The sequence below is a fragment of the Amycolatopsis dongchuanensis genome, assembly GCF_039542405.1.
GTDB classification, from domain to species: Bacteria; Actinomycetota; Actinomycetes; order Mycobacteriales; family Pseudonocardiaceae; genus Amycolatopsis_E; species Amycolatopsis_E sacchari.
Genome location: NZ_BAABIB010000063.1, coordinates 30,042 through 50,325, shown reverse-complemented (window position 1 = coordinate 50,325; position 20,284 = coordinate 30,042). Strand labels below are relative to the sequence as shown.

Here is a 20,284-nt window from a genome sequence, read left to right as displayed (position 1 = left end):
TAACAGTGACAAGCGGTGGGGACAGCGGGACGAGATCCCGCGAGCGGTTCGAGCACCCCGCCCTGTTCTACAGCGGCGACGAGCAGTACCTCGCCGGGCTCGTGCCCTTCGTGCGGCAGGGCCTCGAACGCGACGAGCCCGTGGCCGTCGCCGTGCCGGGCAGGCAGCTCGGTCTCCTCCGCGACGCGCTGGGCGCGGACGCGGTGCACGTCCAGCTCACCGACATGACCGTCGCGGGCCGCAACCCCGGCCGCATCATCCCCGGCGTGCTCCGCGCCTTCGCCGACCGGCACGCCGGCCGCCCGGTGCGCATCATCGGCGAACCGATCTGGGCGGGCCGCAGCAGCCGCGAGTACCCGGCGTGCGCCCAGCACGAAGCGTTGATCAACGCCGCCTTCACCGGCCGCGACGTGACCATCGTCTGCCCCTACGACACCGACGGGCTCGACGAGGTCGCGCTGTCCGACGCGCGGGCCACCCACCCGGTGCTGTGGGAGGACGGCAGGGTCCTGCCGAGCGACGGCTACGCGCCCGACGCGGTGGTCCAGCAGTACAACCAGCCGCTGGAGTCGCCGTCCGGCGCGGCCGAGCTGGCCGTGCACGAGGTCGGGCAGCTGTCGGCCGTCCGCCGGTTCACCGTCGCCGAGGCCACCCGCCGGGGGCTCGCGCCGGAGCGGGCGCAGGACCTCGAACTCATCGCCACCGAGCTGGTCACGAACAGCCTCGTGCACACCGAGGCGGCGAAGGCCGTGTTGCACCTGTGGGACGACGACGAGCACGTGGTCTGCGAGGTGCGCGACGGTGGCCACCTCGCCGATCCCCTCGTCGGCCGCCGCCCCGCGGCCCCGCACCAGCAGGGCGGCCGTGGCCTGCTGCTCGTCAACCACCTGGCCGACCTCGTGCGCGTCCACACGACACCCGACGGCACCACGATCCAGGCGTTGTGCCGCAAGGACTCCCGCGCGGCCGGCTAGGAGCCCGAGCCCGCGCGGCTGAGCGCGCCGGCCAGCTCCACGCGGGACCGCAGGTTGAGCCGCACGAAGATGTTGCGCAGGTGGTGTTCGACCGTGCGCTGCGAGAGCATCAGCCGCGCGGCGATCTCCCGGTTGGTCTCCCCCGCCGCGACCAGCCGCGCGATCTGCTCCTGTTGCGGCGTCAGGGATCCCAGCGACGGCGCGCTCCGCCGGGCCACGCTGTCACCCGCCGCCCGCAGTTCCGCGCGCACCCGCTCCTCCCAGTAACCCGCCTGGCAGGCCTGCACGAGCCGCAGCGCGTCCCGCAGCTGGGCGCGGGCCTCGCGCGAACGACGCGCCCGCCGGAGCCGTCGCGCGTACAGCAGTTCGGTCCTGGCCAGTTCGAGCGTCGCCTCCCCGGCCCGGTGCAGCTCCAGCGCCTCCTGGAAATGCCGCTCCGCCACGGCGAAATCCTCGGCGTACAGCGCCCGGCACCGCGCCGCGAACGCCTGCCACGCCGGGGTGCCGGTGGCCCGCGCCCACGCCTCGTACCGGTTGAGCACCTCCTCGACGAGCTGCGGCGCCGCCGCAACGCGCAACATCGGCCGCGCGGTCTCCCCGGCGAGCAACGGGACCAGCCGCCGCAACGCGTCCTCCGGCTGGTCGTCGAGCAGGTCGACACACGCGTGCACCCACTGCGCGAGCGCGGCCGTGCGCGCCAGCCCCGCCGCCTCCACCCGGGACGCGGCCTGGTCGAGCCGCGCCACGGCGACGTTCCGGTCTCCCAGCGAGGCGGCGGCGAGCGCGGACAGCACGAGGTGCTCGGCCTCGCTGTTGCGCTGCCCCGCGGCCCGGGCCGAGGACAGGCCGTCCTCCGCGGCGGCGAGCGCCATCCGCGGCCGGTCGAGCAGCACGGCGGTGAGCGCGAGCTGGGCCAGTGCCGCGGGCAGCACCGCGTCGTCGGAGGCGAGCCGGGCCCTGCTCACCGCGGCGGCCGCCCGGTCGTGGGCCAGGCGCGGCGAGCCCAGCACCATGGCGGCCTCGCTCGCGCGGACGGCCGACAGCGCGTCCCTGGCGGCGGTGCCCTCCTCGACGACCCGGCGCAGCGCGGCACCCCCGGTTTCGCGGTCCCCGGCCAGCGCGGCGTGCATGCCCGAGCAGTAGGCGCTCATCAGCCGGACGGGTGGCGTGTCCGGAGCCGCCGCGGCCACGGTCTGCCATTCGTCGGGCGTGGCTTCCGGCAGGTGCCCGGCCGCCCGGCGGGCCTCCTCCGCGAGCAGCAACGCCACCGCGGCTTCGGCCGGGGGCAGGTGCTCGGCGGCCAGCGACAGGTCGTGCCGGGCGAGCGCAGGCACCCCGTCCCGCAGCTCGATCTCCCCGCGCAACGCCATGATCCGGCCCAGCCGCGGCCCGGTCGCGTGCTCGTGTGCCTGGCGCAGCAGCTCCCTCGCGGGGAACGGGGCACCCGCCGCCCAGTAGCGGCCGGCGGCGGCGATCAGCCGTTCCGCCTTCGCCTCGCCGGGTGGGGTCACCTCCGCCGCGCGCCGCACCGCTTCGGCCGCCCGCTCGGGAGGTTCGGCGGCCGCGGCTTCGACCAGCTCTCCGGCGACCTCCGGGCCGGGCTCGCCTCCGGCACACGCGCGGTGCCAGATCCACTGCGTGCGGTGGCTCAGCGGATCGAGCGCCGCGGCCAGCGCGCGGTGCGCGGCCCGCCGCTCGTCCTCGCTCGCTCCGGCGTACACGGTCGCCCCGACGACCGGGCTCGCCGGGCGCACCTCGTCCCCGCTGACCCGGACGAACTCCGAGCGCAGGCATCCGGCCAGCCCGTCCTCCCCGCACCGGGCGAGCACGCCCAGGTCGAGCACGGTGTCGCAGCAGACGATCAGCGCGAGCCGGCGTGCCTCCGGTGACAGCGCGGCGAGTTCCGCGGTCAGCCGTGCCCGCTGCCGTCCCCGCACCGGCAGCACGCGGGGCAGCGGCTGCCGCGCCGCGAGCTGGGCGGGGGTCAGCGCTCCCGCCAGCTCCAGCAGGTCCGCGGGCACGCCGCCCGTGGCGGCGAACAAGGCGGCACGCACCGTCGGATCCGCCACCCCGGACAGCAGCCGGTCACCGTCCTCAGCGGACAGCGGGGGCAGCGGCACCTCCGGCAGCCCCTCGAACGGCTCGTGCCTGCCCGGTGCCACCGCGAACACGAACCCGGTCCGCGGGCAGCGCCGCACGGCGCGGAGGAGGTTCTCGCGGCAGGCGGCGGGAAGGCGGTGCGCGTCGTCGGCCAGCACCAGTGCGCCAGGCTCCGGGCAGCCGGGCGGCTCCGTCTCGTCGACGTGGAGAACCCGCAGGTCAGCGGCTTCTTCGGCGACGGTGGCGAGCAACGCTGTCTTGCCCGTGCCCCTCGATCCACTGAGGACGAGCGCGCCGCCCCGCCCCGACCGCACCGCCGCGGTCAGCTCGGCCAGCGCGGCGCGTGCGGCGTCCCGGCCGTGCAGCGGAGCAGCCATCGCACCCCCACCCGGTGGTGAAAATCGTTCCCGAACACATGACACCGCACGGTGAACCCCTTGCGCAAGGAGAGGCTGGGCACACCGGCGGATACACCGATGCGAGGGGACGCGGGCGCTGTCACCGTGATCTTCCCCGTACTGAAGGAGGAACAACAGTGCGACGAAGCGCGAAAGCCTGGTCGAGCCTCGTCTTCGCCTGCGCGATGGCGGTCGGCACGCTCGCCGCGAACCCCGCCGAGGCGAGCCCGTACCAGCACGGTCCCGACCCGACGGAGTCGAGCATCGAAGCCACCACCGGCCCGTACCAGGTCTCGCGGACCACGGTGTCTTCGCTGTCGGTCTCCGGTTTCGGTGGCGGCACGATCTACTACCCCACGACGACCAGCGAAGGCACCTTCGCCGCAGTCGCGATCGCCCCCGGCTACACCGCCGACCAGAGCAGCATCTCCTGGATCGGCCCACGTCTGGCCTCGCAGGGGTTCGTGGTGTTCACCATCGACACCCTGACCCGGTACGACCAGCCCGCGAGCCGCGGTGACCAGCTGCTCGCGGCACTGGACTACCTGACCGGCCGCAGCTCCGTGCGCACCCGCATCGACGCCTCCCGGCTGGGCGTGGCCGGGCACTCGATGGGCGGCGGCGGCACGCTGGAGGCGGCGAAGGACCGGCCGAGCCTGCAGGCCGCGGTCCCGCTCGCGCCGTGGGACCTGAACAAGGACTTCTCGTCCGTCACCGTGCCGACGTTCATCATCGGCGGGCAGAGCGACACCGTGGCCCCGGTGTCCACGCACTCCGAGCGGTTCTACTCCTCGCTGCCGTCCACTTCGGACAAGGCGTACATGGAGCTGCGGGGCGCCAGCCACTTCTTCCCGAACACGCCCAACACGACGATGGCCAAGTACATGATCTCGTGGTTCAAGCGGTTCCTCGACGACGACACCCGCTACGACCAGTTCCTGTGCCCGGCCCCGGACGACGCGGCGATCTCGCAGTACCTCGACACCTGCCCCTACTGACGGGCTTCAGGCCCCGCTGCCGACCCGGGCCACCCTGGTCGGCAGCGGGGCCACCGCCATCGGGGTGGACAGCACGGCGCCGTCGAGCTCGCCCGGCGCGTCCAGGCCGACCCGAGCCGTGGTGACGACGAGGTGCTCGCCGGTCAGGCACACGCTCGCCGGCTGGCGGGCGGGCACCGGCAGCACCCGGTCGAGCGTGCCGTCCGGGGCGAAGCGCCGCACCTCCCCGGCGCCCCAGATCGCCGACCACAGGAAGCCCTCGGCGTCCACGGTCATGCCGTCCGGGCTGCCGCCGGCCACGGTCGCGAACTTCTCCCGCTCCCCCGGCTCACCCGTGGCCGCGTCCACGGTGTACCGGAAGATCACGCCCTCGGCGCTGTCGGCCAGGTACACCGTCGTGCCGTCGGCGTCGAACGCCGGGCCGTTGGGCACCGTGAGGCCGGTGATCACCGCCGTCACCGAACCGCCGGGGTCCACCCGGTACACCGAGCCCGCGCCCGGCGTGGCGTCGTAGGCCATCGAACCGGCCCAGAACCGCCCCGCGGGATCGGCGACGGCGTCGTTCATCCGCATCGCCGGGGCCTTCTCCGGCCGGGCCAGCCACCGCACGGACCCGCCGAGCACCGCGATGCCCGTGCCCGCCGCGGCGAGCCAGCCGCCACCCGCGAGCGGCGCGACGGCGCCCAGCGGTTCGGCAAGCTTGAGGAGTTCGCGGGGTGGCGCGCCTTCGGGCAGTTCGAGCAGCCTGCCCCGCAGGATGTCGACCATGACTAGGCGGCCGTCCACCAGCCGCAGCCCTTCGCCCAGCTCGAACCGCTCACCCGGCCACGCCGTCCAGTCCGGCGTCATCGCAGCGCCGCTCCTTCCTCCACGCCCAGCAAGCCCAGCTCCGCCCGCGTCGGCAGGCCTTCCCAGTCGCCGGACGTGGCGACGGCGAACGCGCCACACGCGTTGCCCCGCGCCAGGCGCTCGGGCACGCTCAGCCCGTCCAGCAGCCCGGAGAGGTAGCCGCTGGTGAAGGCGTCGCCCGCGCCGACGGAGTCGACCACGGGCACGCGCTGCCCCGGCGCCTGCCACGTGCCGTCCACTGTGGACGCGGACGCACCGTCCGCGCCCTGTTTCGTCACGACCTCGCGGACGCCCGCGGCCAGCAGGGCTTCGGTACCGCCGACGAGGGCCAGCTCGTCCGCCGACCCGATCACGACGTGGGCCCGGCGGGCCAGCGGCGTCAGCACCTCCGCCGCCGCCTCGGCCGACCAAAGCCGGGAGCGGTAGTTGACGTCGAACGAGACGGGAACCTCGCTGTCCAGCACGGCCTCCGCCGCCGCGCGCGGACCCTCACCCAGCGCCGGCGTGATCCCGGTCAGGTGGACCAGCGTGGCCCCCGTCAGCGCGGGCAGGACGTCGGCGGCGGTGAGCGTGGAAGCGGCCGAGCCGTCGCGGTAGTACAGCACGCGCGTGACGTCCGGCAGCCGCTGCTCGAACAGGATCAGCCCCGTCGGACCGGGACCACGTTCCACAGTGGACACTTCCACGCCTTCGGCGCGCAGGGTGCGCAGGACGAGTTCACCCGCCTCGTCCTCGCCGACGCGGCTCACCCACCGCGTCCGGTGCCCCAGCCGCGACAGTCCGATCGCGACGTTCGACTCGGCCCCGGCGATGGACGTGCGGAACGACGTGCCCAGCCGCAGCAGTCCTTCCCCGCGGAGGGCCACCATCGTCTCCCCCACGGTCACGACCGTCATCGCGTCCCCACGGCCGCCAGGAACTCCTCGGCCCGCGTGCGCAACGCGCCGAGGTCACCGCCGTGCGGCGCGTCCCCGCTCAGCGGGCTGCCCACACCCACCGCCAGCGCGCCCGCCGCGAGGTACCGCGGCACGTCGGCGAGCGCGACGCCGCCCACGGGCACGAGCCCGAGACCGGGGAACGGGTCACCGAGGGCCTTGACGTAGCGGGGACCGAGCGCGTCCGCGGGGAACAGCTTCACCGCCGTGGCACCCGCCCGCGCGGCGGCGAGCACCTCGCTGGGCGTCATCGCGCCCGCGAGCACGGGCAGGCCCAGCTCCAGCGCGGCTGTGACGCCCTCGCCGAGCGCGGGTGTCACGGCGAACTCCGCCCCGGCGTCACGCGCGTTCTTCGCGTCCTCCGCCGTCAGCACCGTGCCCGCGCCGATGTGCGCCCGTCCGCCCAGCGAGGCCGTGATCCGGCCCAGCACGCCGAGCGCGTCGGCCGAGGTCAGCGACACCTCCAGCAGCGAGACCCCGGCGTCGACGAGCACCTCCGCGGTGCGCACCGAGGCGTCGGCGTCCCGGCCGCGGATGATCGCCATCAGCCGGTGGTGTGCCAGCAGTTCCTTGAAGTCCATGTCCGTCCTCACCATTCCGCGAACGAGCCGTCGTCGTGCCGCCACACCGGTGGCCGCCACCGGTGCCCCTTGCGGTCGGCCTCGCGCACGGCGTCCTCGTCGATCTCCACGCCCAGCCCCGGCGACTCCCAGCGGCGGATCACCCCGTCCGGGAAGGCCAGCGGCTCGCGGTCGAGCACGTAGTCGAGCACCTCCGCGCCGACGTTGTAGTGGATGCCGATGCTCTGTTCCTGGATGAGGAAGTTGGGCGTCGAGAACGCCACCTGCAGGCTCGCCGCGAGCGACAGCGGGCCCAGCGGGCAGTGCGGGGCCAGCAGCGCGTCGAACGTCTCGGCCAGGGAGGCGATCCGGCGCACCTCCGAGATGCCGCCCGCGTGGGACAGGTCCGGTTGCGCCACCGCGATCCCCGCCTGCAGCACCGGCAGGAACTCGGCACGCGAGTACAGCCGCTCCCCGCACGCCACGGGCACCGTGGTGGCCGACACGACGTCACCGAGGCGGTGGCTGTACTCGGGCAGCACCGGCTCCTCGACGAACAGCGGGTGCAGCGGCGCCAGCTCCGGGATCACCCGCCGCGCGGCGGCCACCCCGAACCGGCCGTGGAAGTCGACCGCCACGTCACGGGAGTCGCCGAGCACCTCGCGCACGGCCGCCACCCTGCTGACCATCTCGGCCACCTCGGCACGGCCGGGCATCCGGTTCACCCGGCCGGCCGCGTTCATCTTCACCGCGGTCAGCCCGGCCGCGACCTGCGCGGCGGCGGCTTCGGCGACCTCGGCGGGCTCGTCCCCGCCGATCCAGCCGTAGACCCGGACCTCGTCGCGCACCGCGCCGCCCAGCAGCTGGTGCACCGGCACGCCGAGCGAGCGGCCGAGGATGTCCCACAGCGCCTGGTCCAGCCCGGCCACGGCGCTCGACAACACCGGCCCGCCGCGGTAGAAGGCGGCCTTGGTCATCAGCTGCCACAGGTCCTCGACGCGGCGCGGATCGCGGCCGAGCAGCAGGTCCGCCAGCTCGTCGACGGCGGCGCGGACCGTCTCGGCCCGCCCCTCCACCACGGGTTCACCCCAGCCGACGAGCCCGTCGTCGGTGGCCACCCGGCAGAACAGCCACCGCGGCGGCACCAGGAACGTCTCGACGGAAATGATCTTCACGCGTCGTCTTTCTCTTTCCTGTCGCCGAGTATCCCGGCGACGTCGTGGGCGGCCTTCTCCAGCAGGGCGGTCACCGCCGCCGAGGCGGCCTCCGGATCGCCCCGGCGCACGGCCTCGACGACGACCGCGTGGCTGGGCACCGGGTCGTCGTCGCTGAACTCGTGCACGATCCCGTCCCGCAGGCGCAGCGCGGGCTCGATGAACACGTCCATCCTGGCGAGCATTTCGTTGTGGGTGGCCCACAGCAGCGCGCGGTGCCAGCGGATGTCGGCCAGCACCTCGTTCAGCGGGTTGTTCGCCCGCTTCATCTCGTCGAGTGCGGCGTCGAGTTCGGCGAGGTCGCGCTCGTCGCGCCGCCGCGCGGCCATGGCGGCGGCCGCGGGCTCGACCACCGCTCGCACTTCGGCGAGGTCACGCAGGACGCCCAGGGTGTCCCCCGCTTCGCTGCGCCACCGGATCACGTCGCTGTCCAGCAGGTTCCAGTGCTCGCGGCCGCGCACGTACGTGCCCCGCTTCTGGCGGGCCTCGACGAGCCCCTTCGCGGCGAGCACCTTCAGCGCCTCACGCAACGCGGTCATGCTGACGTCCAGCTCGCGGCCGAGCTCGGCGAGGTCGAGGACGTGCCCCTCGGCGTAGTGCCCCGACACGATCCGGCCGCCGAGCGCCGCCACCGTCTGCCCGTGCACCCCGCGGCCGCTGTAGCCCGCCATTCGCTGTTCCTCCCGTTCGCGTTCGCCGTCACGACGAATCCTTGACGACGCTCCAGCCGCCGTCGACGGTCAGCTCGGCTCCCGTGACGAACGAGGCGTCGTCCCCGGCGAGGAACGCGATGGCCGCCGCGACCTCCTCGGGCGTGCCCAACCTTTTCACGGCCGTCGCCTCCGCACTGCGCCGCCGGTCGGCCTCCCCGATCCCGTTCCAGGCCTCGGTGAGCACGGGCCCCGGCAGCACCGCGTTGACCCGCAGCACGGTGCCGTACTCCACGGCGAGCTGCCGCGCGAGCCCGGTGAGCGCGGCCTTGGTCGCCGCGTACGCGGGGCGTCCGGGCAGGCCGAAGTGGGCGTGCACCGACGAGGTGAGCACCACCGCGCCGCGGCCGTGCCGCGACAGGTCGGGCAGGCAGGTGCGGAAGCCCAGGAACGTGCCGGTGAGGTTCACCGACAGCTGCCGCTCCCACGACGCCAGGCTCGTCTCGTGCGCGGGCAGCACGTCGACGGTGTAGGCGTTGCTGACCAGCACGTCGACCGGCCCCAGCTCGGCCCGGCACTGGGCCACCGCCGTGGCCCAGGCGTCCTCCGAGCTGACGTCGCAGCGCACGGGAAGCGCTTTCCCGCCGGCTTCGTCGATTCGTCGGGCGACCGCTTCGACGCCGTCCTCGATGTCGAACAGCGCGACCGCCGCCCCCTCGGCGGCCAGCCGGACGGCGGTGGCCGCCCCGATGCCCCGGGCGGCGCCGGTCACCACCGCGACGCGTCCCTTCACCCTTCCCCCTCTCCCGCGGTCACCTCGCAGTCGATCGTCAACGTCATCCGCTCCCCCGGCGCGAGCGTCGTCAACGGCCCGAGCACCTCGCACTCGACGATCCGCGCGGGCGGGTCGAGGTCGCCGAGACCGGCCAGCGGCGCGGGAAGCGGATGCTCCATCCACACCTCCACGCGCGAGCCGGAGTCCGGGTACGCGGCCGCCGGGTCCACCGCGAACGACTGGGTCAGTGTGCTCCCGTTCCCGGTGTGCGACCAGCGCCCGGTCGCGGCGGGGAAGCCGAGCTTGCCCACGACGTCCTGGTGCGGCACGTGCACGCCGCCCGCGGTCGGCCGCCACCGCGGGAAGCCCGTGCCCGCCAGCAGTTCAGTGACCTCCGGCGGCCCCGCGACGTCCGTGCCGCCGGCCCCGTCCGCGGCCAGCTGCGTGACGTTCCACAGCGCCCAGCGCACCGTGCGGGCGCTGGTGTTGGTGCCGGTGAGCGTGAGCCGGTAGCCGCATCGCCCTCGGGCCAGCTCGAACCGCCTGCTCAGCCGCAGCCCGGTGCGCGGGTCGTCACCGCTGGTCAGGGTGACGACATCCGTGTCGGCGCCGTTGTGAACCTCAGCGGTGTACGCGCCCGAGTCGAGCACCGGATCCGGCGGACCCGCCCACTGGTCCTCCCGCTCCCAGCCCTGCGGCGCGGGCCACGTCTTGTCGCCGCCGTAGTTGACCCAGTCACCGAGGGTGCCGCCGTGCGGCCGGTGCTCCCGCCGGAGCACCAGGTCATCCGTGAGCAACTCCTCGTTGCGCCACAACAGCTCCCCGGAGTCCGGAGTGGACAGTGAGAGCAGCCGCCCGCCGAGCGCGGGCACCAGGCCGAGGCGCAGCAGCCCGTTGTCGAGCCACAGCGCCCCGTCCCCGTACTCGATCACGCCAGCTCCGGTGAGGGCAGCAGGACCACCTTGCCCTGGCTCGCGCCCGCGGCCAGCTCGTACGCCTTCGCGGCGTCCTCCAGCGGGAACCGGTCGCTCACCACGCGCTCCGGGCGCAGGCCCCACCGCGCGAGGTTCACCGCCAGCTCCGTCATCGCCGTCAGGGACGTGACCCACGAGGCGTAGAGCGTCAACTGCTTGTGCAGCAACGCGTCCGAGACCTCGGTCTCGAGCGTGCCGCCCTCGCCCACCAGCGAGACCCGGCCCCACTCCGCCGCACCGGCGATCGCGGTGGCGCGGCCCGCACGGGAACCCGAGCAGTCGATCGCGGTGGCAGAGACCGGCGCGATCTCGTCGTCCGGGGTCAGCACCTCGTCGAAGACGCCCAGCCCCGAGGCCCACTCGCGCCGCTGCTCCGAGGGCTCGACGCCGACCACCCGGCGCGCGCCCATGCCCCTGCCGATCATCCCCGCGGCGAGCCCGACCGGGCCGAGCCCCACGACCAGCAGGTCCCCGTCGCCGTTCACGCCGATGCGCCGCAGTCCCTCGTACGCCGTGCCGAACCCGCACGCGATCAACGCTCCGTCCACATACGACAGCTCGTCGGGCAGCGGGACGCACGTCGACTCCTCGGCGAGCACGTAGTGCGCGTGCCCGCCGTCGCGCTGCCAGCCGTAGGCCTTCCGCTCGGGCGCGGTGCAGCTGATGAAGTACCCGCGTCGGCAGTTGTCACACAGCCCGCAGCCCGCGATGTGGTAGACGATCACCCGGTCGTCCACCCCGAACCGCCGCACACCCGGCCCCGCCGCGACGATCCGGCCGGATGGCTCGTGCCCGGCGACGACCCCGCGGTAGGCGGGCCCGTCGACCCCGCGGTGTCCCTTGTGGCCGTGGTAGATGTAGCCGATGTCGGACCCGCAGATGCCCGACGCGCCCACCTCCACGAGCACCTGGCCCGGCCCCGGCTCGGGCACCGGCAGGTCACGCAGCACCGCCGTCGAATCGCCCGGCAGGTACACCCCGGACATCGTCCGTTCCTCGTTCATCAACTCTCCCTCGTCGCGCGGGCCCGTTTGGTGATGATCACGTTCACCAGCACGGCCACCACGATGATCACGCCGCGCACCACGTTCTGCAGGAACGAGTTCACCCCCAGCAGCACGAGGCCGTTGCTGATGACGGTGATGAACACGACGCCCAGCAGCGTGCCGAGCATCGAGCCGCGCCCGCCCGCGAGCGCGGTGCCGCCGATGACGACCGCCGCGATGACGTCGAACTCCAGCCCCGACGCGGCACCGCCGTTGCCCGAGCCGAGCCGGGCGGCGAGCAGTACGCCGGTGATCGCCGAGAGCAGCCCGGTGGTGGCGAACAGCAGGATCCGGATCTTCGCCAGGTTGACGCCCGCCATCCTGGCGGCGGGCGCGTTGCCGCCGACCGCGTAGACCGAGCGGCCGTAGGCGGTGTAGCGGGCGACGTAGGCGAAGACGAAGAACAGCACGACCATCACGACGGCCGGGGTGGGGATGCCGAGGACCGTGCCGCCGAGGACGGTGAAGAAGCCGCTGTCGGGCAGCACCACCGGCAGCGCGTCGGTGAGGTACAGCCCCAGGCCGCCCAGCGCGCTCCACACGCCGAGGGTCGCGATGAACGAGGGCACGTCGAAGCGGGCCCGCAGCCAGCCGGCGAGCGCGCCCCACGCGATACCGGCGACGAGCGTGACGAGCACCGCCGGGCCGATGCCCAGCCCCCACTCGGTCGCCGCCTTCGCGACGAGCACCGAGGAGAAGGCCACGGCGGGCCCGATGCTGATGTCGATCTCGCCCGCGATGATCACGAGCGTGACGCCCCAGGCGGCGATGCCGACGGTGGCGGCGTCCCGGAGCATGCCGAGCTGGTTGTCGAGGCTGAGGAACCCGGCGGCCGTGCTGCCGAGCACGACGTAGAGCACCACGATCGCGGCGAGCAGGCCGATCTCGTTCAGCGAGCGCCCGCCGAGGCGCCTGCCCACGCTGCCGCGACGCTGCTGGGGCGTGGAGTCGATAACGGTCATGGTCTTCCTTGCCTTGGTCAGGCCGCCATCGCGGCGGAGAGCACGGAATCGGTGGTCAGTTCGGCGCCGGTCAGCTCGCCGGCGACACGGCCGCCGCGCAACGCGAGCACCCGGTCGCAAACCAGGGGCAGCTCCTCCAGCTCGCCGGAGACGAACACGATCGCGGCCCCGGCGTCGGCCAGTTCCCGCACCAGGCGGTAGATCTCGGCCTTGGCCTGCACGTCGACGCCGCGGGTCGGCTCGTCGAGCAGCAGGATGCGGCTGCCCGCGTGCAGCCACCGGCCGATCACGGCCTTCTGCTGGTTGCCGCCGGAGAGGTTGACGATCGGCGTGTCCGCCGCGGCGGTGGCGATCGACAGCCGCCCGATGAGTTTCTCCGCCGCGCGCCGGACCCGGCCCGGCGCGATCGCCGGTCCACTCCGGACGGTGCGGAAGTCCGACAGGACGAGGTTCTCGTCCACCCCGAGCAGCGGCACGACGCCTTCGTCCTTGCGGTCCTCCGGGGTCATGCCCACGCCTAGGCGCTTCATCGCGGCCGCCGTGGGCCTGCCGATCTCACGGCCCTCCACGCTGATCGTGCCCGCTGCGGGCGGGTCGAACCCCGCGATCGCACGCAGCACCTCGGTTCGCCCGGAGCCCATGAGCCCGCCGAGACCGAGGATTTCGCCGGGGTGCACGTCGAAGGACACGTCGAGCACCTTCGGCGGCACGCGCAGCCCGCGCACGGACAGCAGCGGCACCCCGGACCGGTCGACCTCCCGCAGCGGCGGCCGTTCGACGGCGGCCGCCGTGTCGCCCAGCATCAGCGCGACGATGCGGCTCGTGTCGGCCTCCGCGACGTCCACGGTTTCGACGACGCGGCCGTCCCGCATCACCGTGGCGCTGTGGGCGATGCGCCGGATCTCCTCCAGCCGGTGGCTGACGTAGAGCACGGCGACGCCCTCGTCCGCGATGCGCGTGACCGTCTCCAGCACGACGTCGACCTCTTCGGCGGCGAGCGCGCTGGTGGGCTCGTCGAGGATCAGCAGGCGCGGCTGTTCACGGACGGCGCGGCAGATCTCGACCAGCTGCCGGTGCGCCAGCGGCAGCGAGCCGACGGTCGCTGCCGGGTCGATGGCCAGGCCCAGCCGCTCGAACACCGCGCGGGCACCGGCCCGCATGGCGCGGTAGTCGACCTTGCCGCCGCGCCGCGGCCAGCGGCCCAGGTACAGGTTCTCCGCGACGCTCAGCTCCGCCACGAGGCTCAGCTCCTGGTGGACCGTGCTGACGCGCAGCTCCGCCGCCCGGCGCACCCCGCCGTCACCGAGCCGCTCGCCCGCGACGGTGACGGTGCCCGCGTCCGGCCGCTCCACCCCGGACAGCACGCGGATCAACGTGGACTTGCCCGCGCCGTTGCGGCCGAGCAGCGCGCGGACCTCACCGGCGCGGATGGTCAGCGAGGCGTCGGTGAGCGCGCGGACGCCGGGATAGTGCTTGGTGACGCCGTCGACGACGATGACGTTGGCGGTCACGGACTTCTCCTTCGCTCGATCGTCTGCTGTGGACAGTGGCGGGTGGCTCACGGCACCCCGTCCGGGTGCGCGGTGAGCCAGGCGCCGCCCTGCTGCGGGCCCACGTACAACTCGATCGGCGCCGGCACGACCGTGTAGGTCTTCAGGTCCCCCCTGCGGACCTGGTCGGCGGCCCGCGCGGCGAGCTTGCCGACGGCGATGCCGGAGATGTCGACGACGGCCTTCAGTACGGTGCCCGCGGCGAGCGCCTGCGCGGCCTCGGTGGACATGTCGCTGCCGAACACGACGGTCTGCCCGGTCTTGCCACGGGCCTGCACCGCGCGGACGGCGCCCATCGTCGCGCCGCCCGCCTCGCCGTAGAAGGCGTCGACGTCGGGGTGCGCGGTGAGGATGCGCTCCGCCACGTCCACCGCGTCGTCGATCGTCGCGCCCTCCTGGTTGGCGACGATCGACGCGCCGGGCAGCTTGGCCTTCAGCGCCTGCTCGAAACCCTGGCGGCGCTGGATGCACACCTCGACGAACTCGCAGTTGACGACGGCGATCTTCGGCTCCGCCTTGCCGGCGGACCGGAAGTGCTCGGCGGCCTGGTCCCCGAGCAGCGCCCCGAAGCGGACCGGATCGCCCAGCACGTACGCGGACACGTACTTCCGCGCGCTGTCCTCGGCGATGCAGGTGTTGTAGCAGATGACGGGGATGCCGCTGGAGTGCGCGAGCTTGATCGCCGGCACCGACGCGGTCGCCGACGCGGGCGACAGGATGAGCGCGTCGACCTTCGCGGCGCTCACCTGGTCGACGAAGGTGCTCTCCTTCGACGCGTCGCCCTGCGCGTTGATCTGCAGCAGCTGCGGCACGTGCCCGAGCGCCTCGGCCTCCTGCTGCATCCCGGCGCGCACCCCGGCGTAGAACCCCTGCGCGTCCATGTAGACGACACCGAACCGGCCGTTCTCACCGACCTTGCCGCCGCACGCCGCGACGAGCCCGAGCAGCACCACGGCCGCCAGCGCCAGGCCCGCCCGGCCGAGACGCCCCGTTGCGCCCATATCTCTCCTCTGATCCACACCGACCTCGTGACGACGACCAGTCTGGAGCCCGGGCGGACCAGAGTCAAGATTAATTATTAATTAATGCGCTTCCGGGTTACCGGCTGCCGGAGAAGACCGGGTCGTGGCGGGTGCGGCGGCCTTCGATGCGCACCGGGCTCGCGGTCGGCGCGTAGCCCGCCGCGACGACGGTGTACTCGCCCGGCGGCAGGCCCTCGACGCGGTAGCGCCCCGCCTCGTCCGCGACCGCCGTGTGCCGGGCCGCGCCGTCCGGTCCCAGCACCTCGACGCGGGCGAACGGGACGGGCCCCGCCGGACCGGTCACCACACCCGAAAGCCGCACCTCCCGCTCGAACGCGAAGTCCGCGGTCACCGGGCCGTCCGCCACCCGCACCTGCCGCACCGCGGGCTCGCGGCCGGGCACCGAGGCCAGCACCAGGTACTCGCCCGGCTCGACGGGCAGCTCGAAACGCCCGTCCTCCCCCACCTCCGCGCGTTGAGAACGGTTGGTGCGCAAGGAGGTCAGCGTCACCGCGGCGGGTGCGCCGACCACCGTGCCGCGGACGACGGGACGCGGCGAAGCGGGCTTGCGGCGGCGGGCGGACATCACGACGTCGGCCAGCCCGACCAGCAGCGCCACCCCCACCAGCACGACCGAACCGACCAGCCCGTGCGCGGCCGAGGAGTGGTAGTCGCCGTGCGAGCGGGTCAGCTGCCCGAAGAACAGCGAGCCGCCGAGAGCGGTGCCGATCGCGGCACCCACGCGCTGCCCGGTCTGCAGCACGCCCGCCGCGGTCCCGCCCTCCGCGGGCGGCACCTCCTCCAGCGCGAGCGTCTGGTTGGGCGCGATCACGAAGCCACTGCCGAACCCGGCCACGAACAGCGGCCCGGCCAGCACGAGCGCGGCGTTCGCGCCGTCGTACTCCCCCACCAGCAGCGCCGTCGCGCCCAGGCCGAGCACGACCAGGACGATGCCCGACACGACCAGCGGACGGCCGAACCGGTGCACGATCCGGCCGCCGATCGCGGGCGAGATCGCCGAGCCGATCGCGAACGCCAGCAGCGAACACCCCGCCTCCAGCGGCGAATAGCCGAGGCCCTGCTGGAAGAACAACGTCATGACCAGGAAGATCCCGGTGAACCCGGCGAAGTAGACCATGCCGAGCAGCGCGCCCGCGGAGTAGCTGCGCACCGTCAGCAGCTTCAGGTTCACCAGCGGGTGCCTGCCCCGGGCGCCCAGCCGCCGTTCCCACAGCACGAACAGCACGAGCAGCGCGGCGCCCACACCCATCAGCCACCAACGAGGCGTCGACGTGGACTCCTCGGCCTCCACCAGCGGCAGCATCACCGAGACCACGGCGAGGCCGAGCAGCAGCGTGCCCAGCAGGTCGGGCGAGCGCCGGGGACCGCGGCGCTCGTCGTGCGGCAGCAGCCGCATCCCGAACGCGATCGCGAGCAGCCCGATCGGCAGGTTGACGTAGAAGACGTACCGCCAGCCCTGCTCCATCCCGATGCCCTGGATGAGCAGGCCGCCCAGCAGCGGGCCGACCGCGGTGGACAGCCCGACGGTCGCGCCGAACAGGCCGAACGCCTTGCCCCGCTCGCGCCCGGTGAACAGCTGCTGGATCATGCCGATGACCTGCGGGTTGAGCAGCCCGCCCGCGATGCCCTGGCACAGACGCGCGACCACGAGCCAGGTGGCGCCGGGCGCCGCCCCGCACAGAACGCTGGTGGCCACGAACAGCAGCAGCCCGAGCAGGAACATGCGCTTGCGGCCGTAGTCGTCCCCGAGCCGCCCGGCGGGGACGAGGGCCAGCCCGAACGTCAGCGCGTAGCCGGACACGACCCACGACACGTCGGCGGGGGTGGCACCGATGCCGTGCTCCATCGACGGGAGCGCGACGTTGACGATGCTCACGTCGAGCAGGGTCATGAACCCCGCGACCAGACAGATCCACAGCGCGCGCCAGCGCCGCGGGTCGGCGTTGCCCGTTGAAGTCACCACGTCATCCACAGTAGATTCGAGACCAGTAAGAATTTTCCCAAGCTAAGGATACCGGCGATGGCGGCGGCTGGCGGACCACGTGACCGGGTCGACATCCTCATGGACCAGGTACCCGGGCACAGCGAGGCGGAATCCACCGCGAAGGCGCTGGCACTCCGGCTGCGCCGGGTCGCGCACCGGCTGGAGACCGAACTGCGCCGCGAACTGGCCGCGTTCGGCATCGAGCTGTGGGAGCTGGAACTGCTGGCCACACTGAAGCGGGCGGGCCCGCCGTACCGCCTGTCCGCGGGTGCGCTGCTCGACAGCATGCGCGTCACGTCGGGCGGGGTGACCAAGCGCGTGGCGGGGCTGGAACGCCGGGGCTGGGTGCGGCGGGAGACCGATCCGGCCGACCGCAGGCAGATCCTGGTCGGCCTGACCGACACCGGCCTGCGGCGCGTCCGCGAGGTGCTCGGCACCAAGACCGGCACGGAGACGCGGCTGCTGTCGGCCCTGTCCCCCGCCACCCAGCAGCGGCTCAACGACGACCTGCGGCGTCTCCTGGTCTCACTGGAAGGCGCCGCGGACTGAGGCGGAGGAGGTGCCCGTGTCCCGTCAGGAACTCGCCCGTTTCCTGCGTGACCGGCGGGAGAAGCTGCGGCCGGCCGACCTCGGCCTGCCCGCGGGCACGCGGCGGCGCACGCCGGGCCTGCGCCGCGAGGAGGTCGCCGGCCTCGCCGCCGTGTCGGTCGACTACTACGTCCGGCTGGAGCAGGCGCGCGGGCCGCACCCGTCGGCCCGGGTCCTCGACGCCGTCGCCGGCGCGCTGCGACTGAGCCCGGCCGAGCGCGCCCACGTCTTCCGCCTCGCCGGTACCGATCCCGCGCCGCCGATCGGACCGGTGCGGACCGTGCGCCCGCACGTCGCCGGTCTGCTGACGCGGCTACCCGAAACGGGTGTCGTGGTCACCGACGCGACGTACACCGTGCTCGCCCGCAACCCGCTCGCCGACGCCCTGCTCGGCGACTTCGGGCCGCACCCCAACCTCGCGCGCCGCTACTTCCTGCAGGGTCAGCGCGCGGAACGGCCGGAAGGCGGCCCGTTCGGTCCGATCGCCGTGGCCCGGCTGCGGGCCGCGGCCGACCGCTACCCACGTGACGAGCCGCTCCGGCGCCTGCTGGCCGACCTGCGGGAACGCAGCGAGGAGTTCCGCGAGCTGTGGCGGACGCACCCGGTGCACGCGCCGGGGCACCGCCGCAAGACGCTCGCGCATCCTGACCTCGGCCGCGTGCGCGTGAACTGCGACGTGCTCGCCGTCCCCGAGGACGACCAGCAGATCGCCTTCGTCACCGCCGACCCCGGCACGCCCTCGGCACGCGCGCTGCGTCACCTGGTGCGGTCAGTCCGGCCCCACCACGGAGGTGATCTCCGTTAGGTTGGGCACTTCGGAAGCGACGACGGGAGCCGACACATGGGGCAGCCCTGGGAACCGGACGAACTGGGCAAGACCATCGCGGGTGTGGCCAGGGACCTGCTCGCCCAGCCGACGCTGCAGGACACGCTCGACCGCATCGTGCACCACGCGATCCGGGTCGTCGACGGGTGCGAGTTCGCGGGCATCCTCGCGATCCGCGGTGGCGAGGTCGAGTCGCTCGCCGCGACTGACGACGGGGTCGTCACCTCGGACCGGATCCAGGGCGAGCTGCGCGAGGGCCCGTGCTTCGACGCGGCGCGGCGGGTGAGCGAGATCTACCGCCTGCCCGACCTCGCCGCCGCACGCGACCGCTGGCCGCGCTACGTGCCGCGGGCGCTGGAGCTGGGCATCGGCGGGATGATGAGCTTCCTGCTCTACACCGACGACACGCGGGAGAACCTCGGGGCGCTCGACCTGTACTCCAGCGGGCCGGACGCGTTCACCCCGCGCTCCGAGCACACGGGCTGGCTGCTCGCCTCGCACGCCGCCGTGGCGTTCGCCGGTGCGCGCCGCCAGGGGCAGCTGCACGAGGCGATCACCACCCGCCAGGACATCGGCGAGGCGATCGGCATCCTGATGGAGCGGTACAAGATCACCCGCGACCAGGCGTTCGAGCTGCTGAAGAAGGCCTCCCAGGACCGCAACGTCAAGCTGCGCGAGCTGGCCCGCTCGGTCACTGAGACCGGCGAGGCCCCCCTCGGCTGAAGCCGGGTCAGACCCGGAACTCCGCGACCGTCCACGCCCGGGCCTGCTCGCTGATCGTCACCCCGAGCCCCGGCCGGTCCGACAGGTGCATGCGGCCGCCCGAGATCTCCAGGTGCTCGTCGAACAGCGGGTCGAGCCACTCGAAGTGCTCCACCCACGGCTCCCGCGGGTAGGCGGCCGCGAGGTGCACGTGGATCTCCATCGCGAAGTGCGGCGCCAGCTGCAGGTGCCGGGCGTCGGCCAGCGCCATCACCTTGAGGAACTGCGTGATCCCGCCGACGCGCGGGGCGTCGGGCTGCACGATGTCCGCTCCCCCTGCCCTGATCAGTTCGGCGTGTTCGCCCACTCCCGCGAGCATCTCTCCTGTCGCGATGGGCGTGTCGAACGCGGCCGTGAGCGCGGCATGGCCCTCGAAGTCGTAGGCGTCGAGCGGTTCCTCGATCCAGCCGAGCCCGAAGCGCTCCAGCGCCCGGCACATGCGCCGCGCGGCGGGCCGGTCCCACTGCTGGTTCGCGTCGACCATCAGCGTCACGTCGTCGCCGATCTTCTCGCGCACCGCCGCCACCCGCGCCAGGTCCACCGCCGGGTCCGGGTGCCCCACCTTGATCTTGATGCCGCCGATGCCGTTCGCGACCGACTCCGCGGCCCGCTCCAGCACCTCCTCGACCGGCGCGTGCAGGAACCCGCCCGAGGTGTTGTAGCAGCGCACGGATTCCCGGTGCGCACCGAGCAGTTTCCCCAGCGGCAGCCGCGCGCGCTTCGCCTTGAGGTCCCACAGCGCGATGTCGAACGCCGCGATCGCCTGCACCGACAGGCCGCTGCGGCCGACCGAGGCGCCCGCCCACACCAGCTTGTCCCAGAGCTTCGCGATGTCGTTGGGGTCCTCGCCGACCAGCACCGGCGCGAGCTCCCGCGCGTGCGCGAACTGCCCCGGTCCCCCGGCCCGCTTGGAGTAGCTGAAGCCCACGCCCTCCAGCCCGGCCTCGGTGGTGATCTCCGCGAACAACATCGCGACCTCGGTCATCGGCCGTTGCCGCCCGGTCAGCACTTTCGCGTCGCTGATCGGCACGGGCAGCGGGAGCGTGACGGACGAGACGCGCACCCCGGTGACGCGGTCGACGGTGACCATGCGGTT

19 protein-coding genes are annotated in these 20,284 nt (G+C 73.7%); 5 read left to right on the top strand and 14 right to left on the bottom strand.

Annotation, left to right across the window (positions count from 1 at the left end; genetic code table 11):
* Positions 1–5 precede the first annotated feature (5 nt).
* On the top strand, positions 6–974 hold the full coding sequence (locus ABFX51_RS15015; RefSeq protein WP_346054044.1) for an anti-sigma factor RsbA family regulatory protein: 969 nt from the start codon (positions 6–8) through the stop codon (positions 972–974).
* Here ABFX51_RS15015 and ABFX51_RS15010 read toward each other — a convergent pair.
* On the bottom strand, positions 971–3,451 hold the full coding sequence (locus tag ABFX51_RS15010; protein WP_346054043.1) for a helix-turn-helix transcriptional regulator: 2,481 nt from the start codon (positions 3,449–3,451) through the stop codon (positions 971–973). The genes ABFX51_RS15015 and ABFX51_RS15010 overlap by 4 nt on opposite strands.
* 206 nt (positions 3,452–3,657) lie before the next feature.
* Here ABFX51_RS15010 and ABFX51_RS15005 point away from each other — a divergent pair, with 206 nt between their 5' ends.
* Positions 3,658–4,470 (top strand): alpha/beta hydrolase family protein, encoded by an 813-nt coding sequence (locus tag ABFX51_RS15005; RefSeq protein ID WP_346054093.1) that lies wholly within the window; start codon positions 3,658–3,660, stop codon positions 4,468–4,470.
* A 6-nt stretch (positions 4,471–4,476) separates the two neighbouring features.
* On the opposite strand, the gene ABFX51_RS15000 is transcribed toward ABFX51_RS15005, so the two are convergent.
* The 12 genes from ABFX51_RS15000 to ABFX51_RS14945 all read right to left on the bottom strand — a co-directional run bounded on the left by ABFX51_RS15000 (position 4,477) and on the right by ABFX51_RS14945 (position 16,991).
* Complete coding sequence (locus tag ABFX51_RS15000) at positions 4,477–5,319, bottom strand: SMP-30/gluconolactonase/LRE family protein (protein WP_346054042.1); 843 nt, start codon at positions 5,317–5,319, stop codon at positions 4,477–4,479.
* Positions 5,316–6,215 (bottom strand): sugar kinase, encoded by a 900-nt coding sequence (locus tag ABFX51_RS14995; RefSeq protein ID WP_346054041.1) that lies wholly within the window; start codon positions 6,213–6,215, stop codon positions 5,316–5,318. Before ABFX51_RS14995 ends, ABFX51_RS15000 begins: the two co-directional genes overlap by 4 nt.
* Positions 6,212–6,835 (bottom strand): bifunctional 4-hydroxy-2-oxoglutarate aldolase/2-dehydro-3-deoxy-phosphogluconate aldolase, encoded by a 624-nt coding sequence (locus ABFX51_RS14990; protein ID WP_346054040.1) that lies wholly within the window; start codon positions 6,833–6,835, stop codon positions 6,212–6,214. Before ABFX51_RS14990 ends, ABFX51_RS14995 begins: the two co-directional genes overlap by 4 nt.
* 8 nt (positions 6,836–6,843) lie before the next feature.
* Entirely contained in the window at positions 6,844–7,989 is a 1,146-nt protein-coding gene (dgoD, locus tag ABFX51_RS14985) for a galactonate dehydratase (RefSeq protein WP_091505338.1), read from the bottom strand.
* Positions 7,986–8,699 carry a FadR/GntR family transcriptional regulator gene (locus ABFX51_RS14980; RefSeq protein WP_091505339.1) on the bottom strand — a complete coding sequence of 238 codons (714 nt, stop codon included), beginning with the start codon at positions 8,697–8,699 and terminating at the stop codon, positions 7,986–7,988. The genes dgoD and ABFX51_RS14980 overlap by 4 nt, the downstream gene beginning before the upstream one ends.
* 28 nt (positions 8,700–8,727) lie before the next feature.
* The gene (locus ABFX51_RS14975) at positions 8,728–9,471 is read right to left on the bottom strand and encodes an SDR family NAD(P)-dependent oxidoreductase (protein ID WP_346054039.1); all 744 of its coding nucleotides are present in this window, start codon (positions 9,469–9,471) and stop codon (positions 8,728–8,730) included.
* Positions 9,468–10,385 carry a DUF4380 domain-containing protein gene (locus tag ABFX51_RS14970; protein ID WP_346054038.1) on the bottom strand — a complete coding sequence of 306 codons (918 nt, stop codon included), beginning with the start codon at positions 10,383–10,385 and terminating at the stop codon, positions 9,468–9,470. Before ABFX51_RS14970 ends, ABFX51_RS14975 begins: the two co-directional genes overlap by 4 nt.
* Positions 10,382–11,431 carry a zinc-dependent alcohol dehydrogenase family protein gene (locus ABFX51_RS14965; protein WP_346054037.1) on the bottom strand — a complete coding sequence of 350 codons (1,050 nt, stop codon included), beginning with the start codon at positions 11,429–11,431 and terminating at the stop codon, positions 10,382–10,384. The genes ABFX51_RS14970 and ABFX51_RS14965 overlap by 4 nt, the downstream gene beginning before the upstream one ends.
* Positions 11,431–12,435, bottom strand: a complete 1,005-nt coding sequence (locus ABFX51_RS14960) for an ABC transporter permease (RefSeq protein ID WP_346054036.1) — start codon at positions 12,433–12,435, stop codon at positions 11,431–11,433. The genes ABFX51_RS14965 and ABFX51_RS14960 overlap by 1 nt, the downstream gene beginning before the upstream one ends.
* Positions 12,436–12,452: 17 nt before the next feature.
* Complete coding sequence (locus tag ABFX51_RS14955) at positions 12,453–13,946, bottom strand: sugar ABC transporter ATP-binding protein (RefSeq protein ID WP_346054035.1); 1,494 nt, start codon at positions 13,944–13,946, stop codon at positions 12,453–12,455.
* 47 nt (positions 13,947–13,993) lie between these two features.
* A complete protein-coding gene (locus ABFX51_RS14950) occupies positions 13,994–14,986 on the bottom strand; it encodes a substrate-binding domain-containing protein (RefSeq protein WP_346054034.1) in 993 nt (330 codons plus the stop codon).
* Between the two features lie 97 nt (positions 14,987–15,083).
* Positions 15,084–16,991: an MFS transporter gene (locus ABFX51_RS14945; protein WP_346054033.1), complete on the bottom strand. Its 1,908-nt coding sequence runs from the start codon at positions 16,989–16,991 to the stop codon at positions 15,084–15,086.
* Positions 16,992–17,048: 57 nt separating this feature from the next.
* Between ABFX51_RS14945 and ABFX51_RS14940 the strand changes: the two genes are divergently transcribed.
* From ABFX51_RS14940 to ABFX51_RS14930, 3 genes are read left to right on the top strand one after another with little or no spacing between them, the layout of a single operon-like run.
* The gene (locus ABFX51_RS14940; protein ID WP_091505346.1) at positions 17,049–17,561 is read left to right on the top strand and encodes a MarR family winged helix-turn-helix transcriptional regulator; all 513 of its coding nucleotides are present in this window, start codon (positions 17,049–17,051) and stop codon (positions 17,559–17,561) included.
* Positions 17,562–17,577: 16 nt separating this feature from the next.
* On the top strand, positions 17,578–18,405 hold the full coding sequence (locus ABFX51_RS14935; protein WP_346054032.1) for a helix-turn-helix transcriptional regulator: 828 nt from the start codon (positions 17,578–17,580) through the stop codon (positions 18,403–18,405).
* A 36-nt stretch (positions 18,406–18,441) separates the two neighbouring features.
* Positions 18,442–19,149: an ANTAR domain-containing protein gene (locus tag ABFX51_RS14930; RefSeq protein ID WP_346054031.1), complete on the top strand. Its 708-nt coding sequence runs from the start codon at positions 18,442–18,444 to the stop codon at positions 19,147–19,149.
* Positions 19,150–19,156: 7 nt separating this feature from the next.
* Here ABFX51_RS14930 and ABFX51_RS14925 read toward each other — a convergent pair whose 3' ends face one another.
* Positions 19,157–20,278, bottom strand: a complete 1,122-nt coding sequence (locus tag ABFX51_RS14925) for an L-talarate/galactarate dehydratase (protein ID WP_346054030.1) — start codon at positions 20,276–20,278, stop codon at positions 19,157–19,159.
* Positions 20,279–20,284 lie beyond the last annotated feature (6 nt).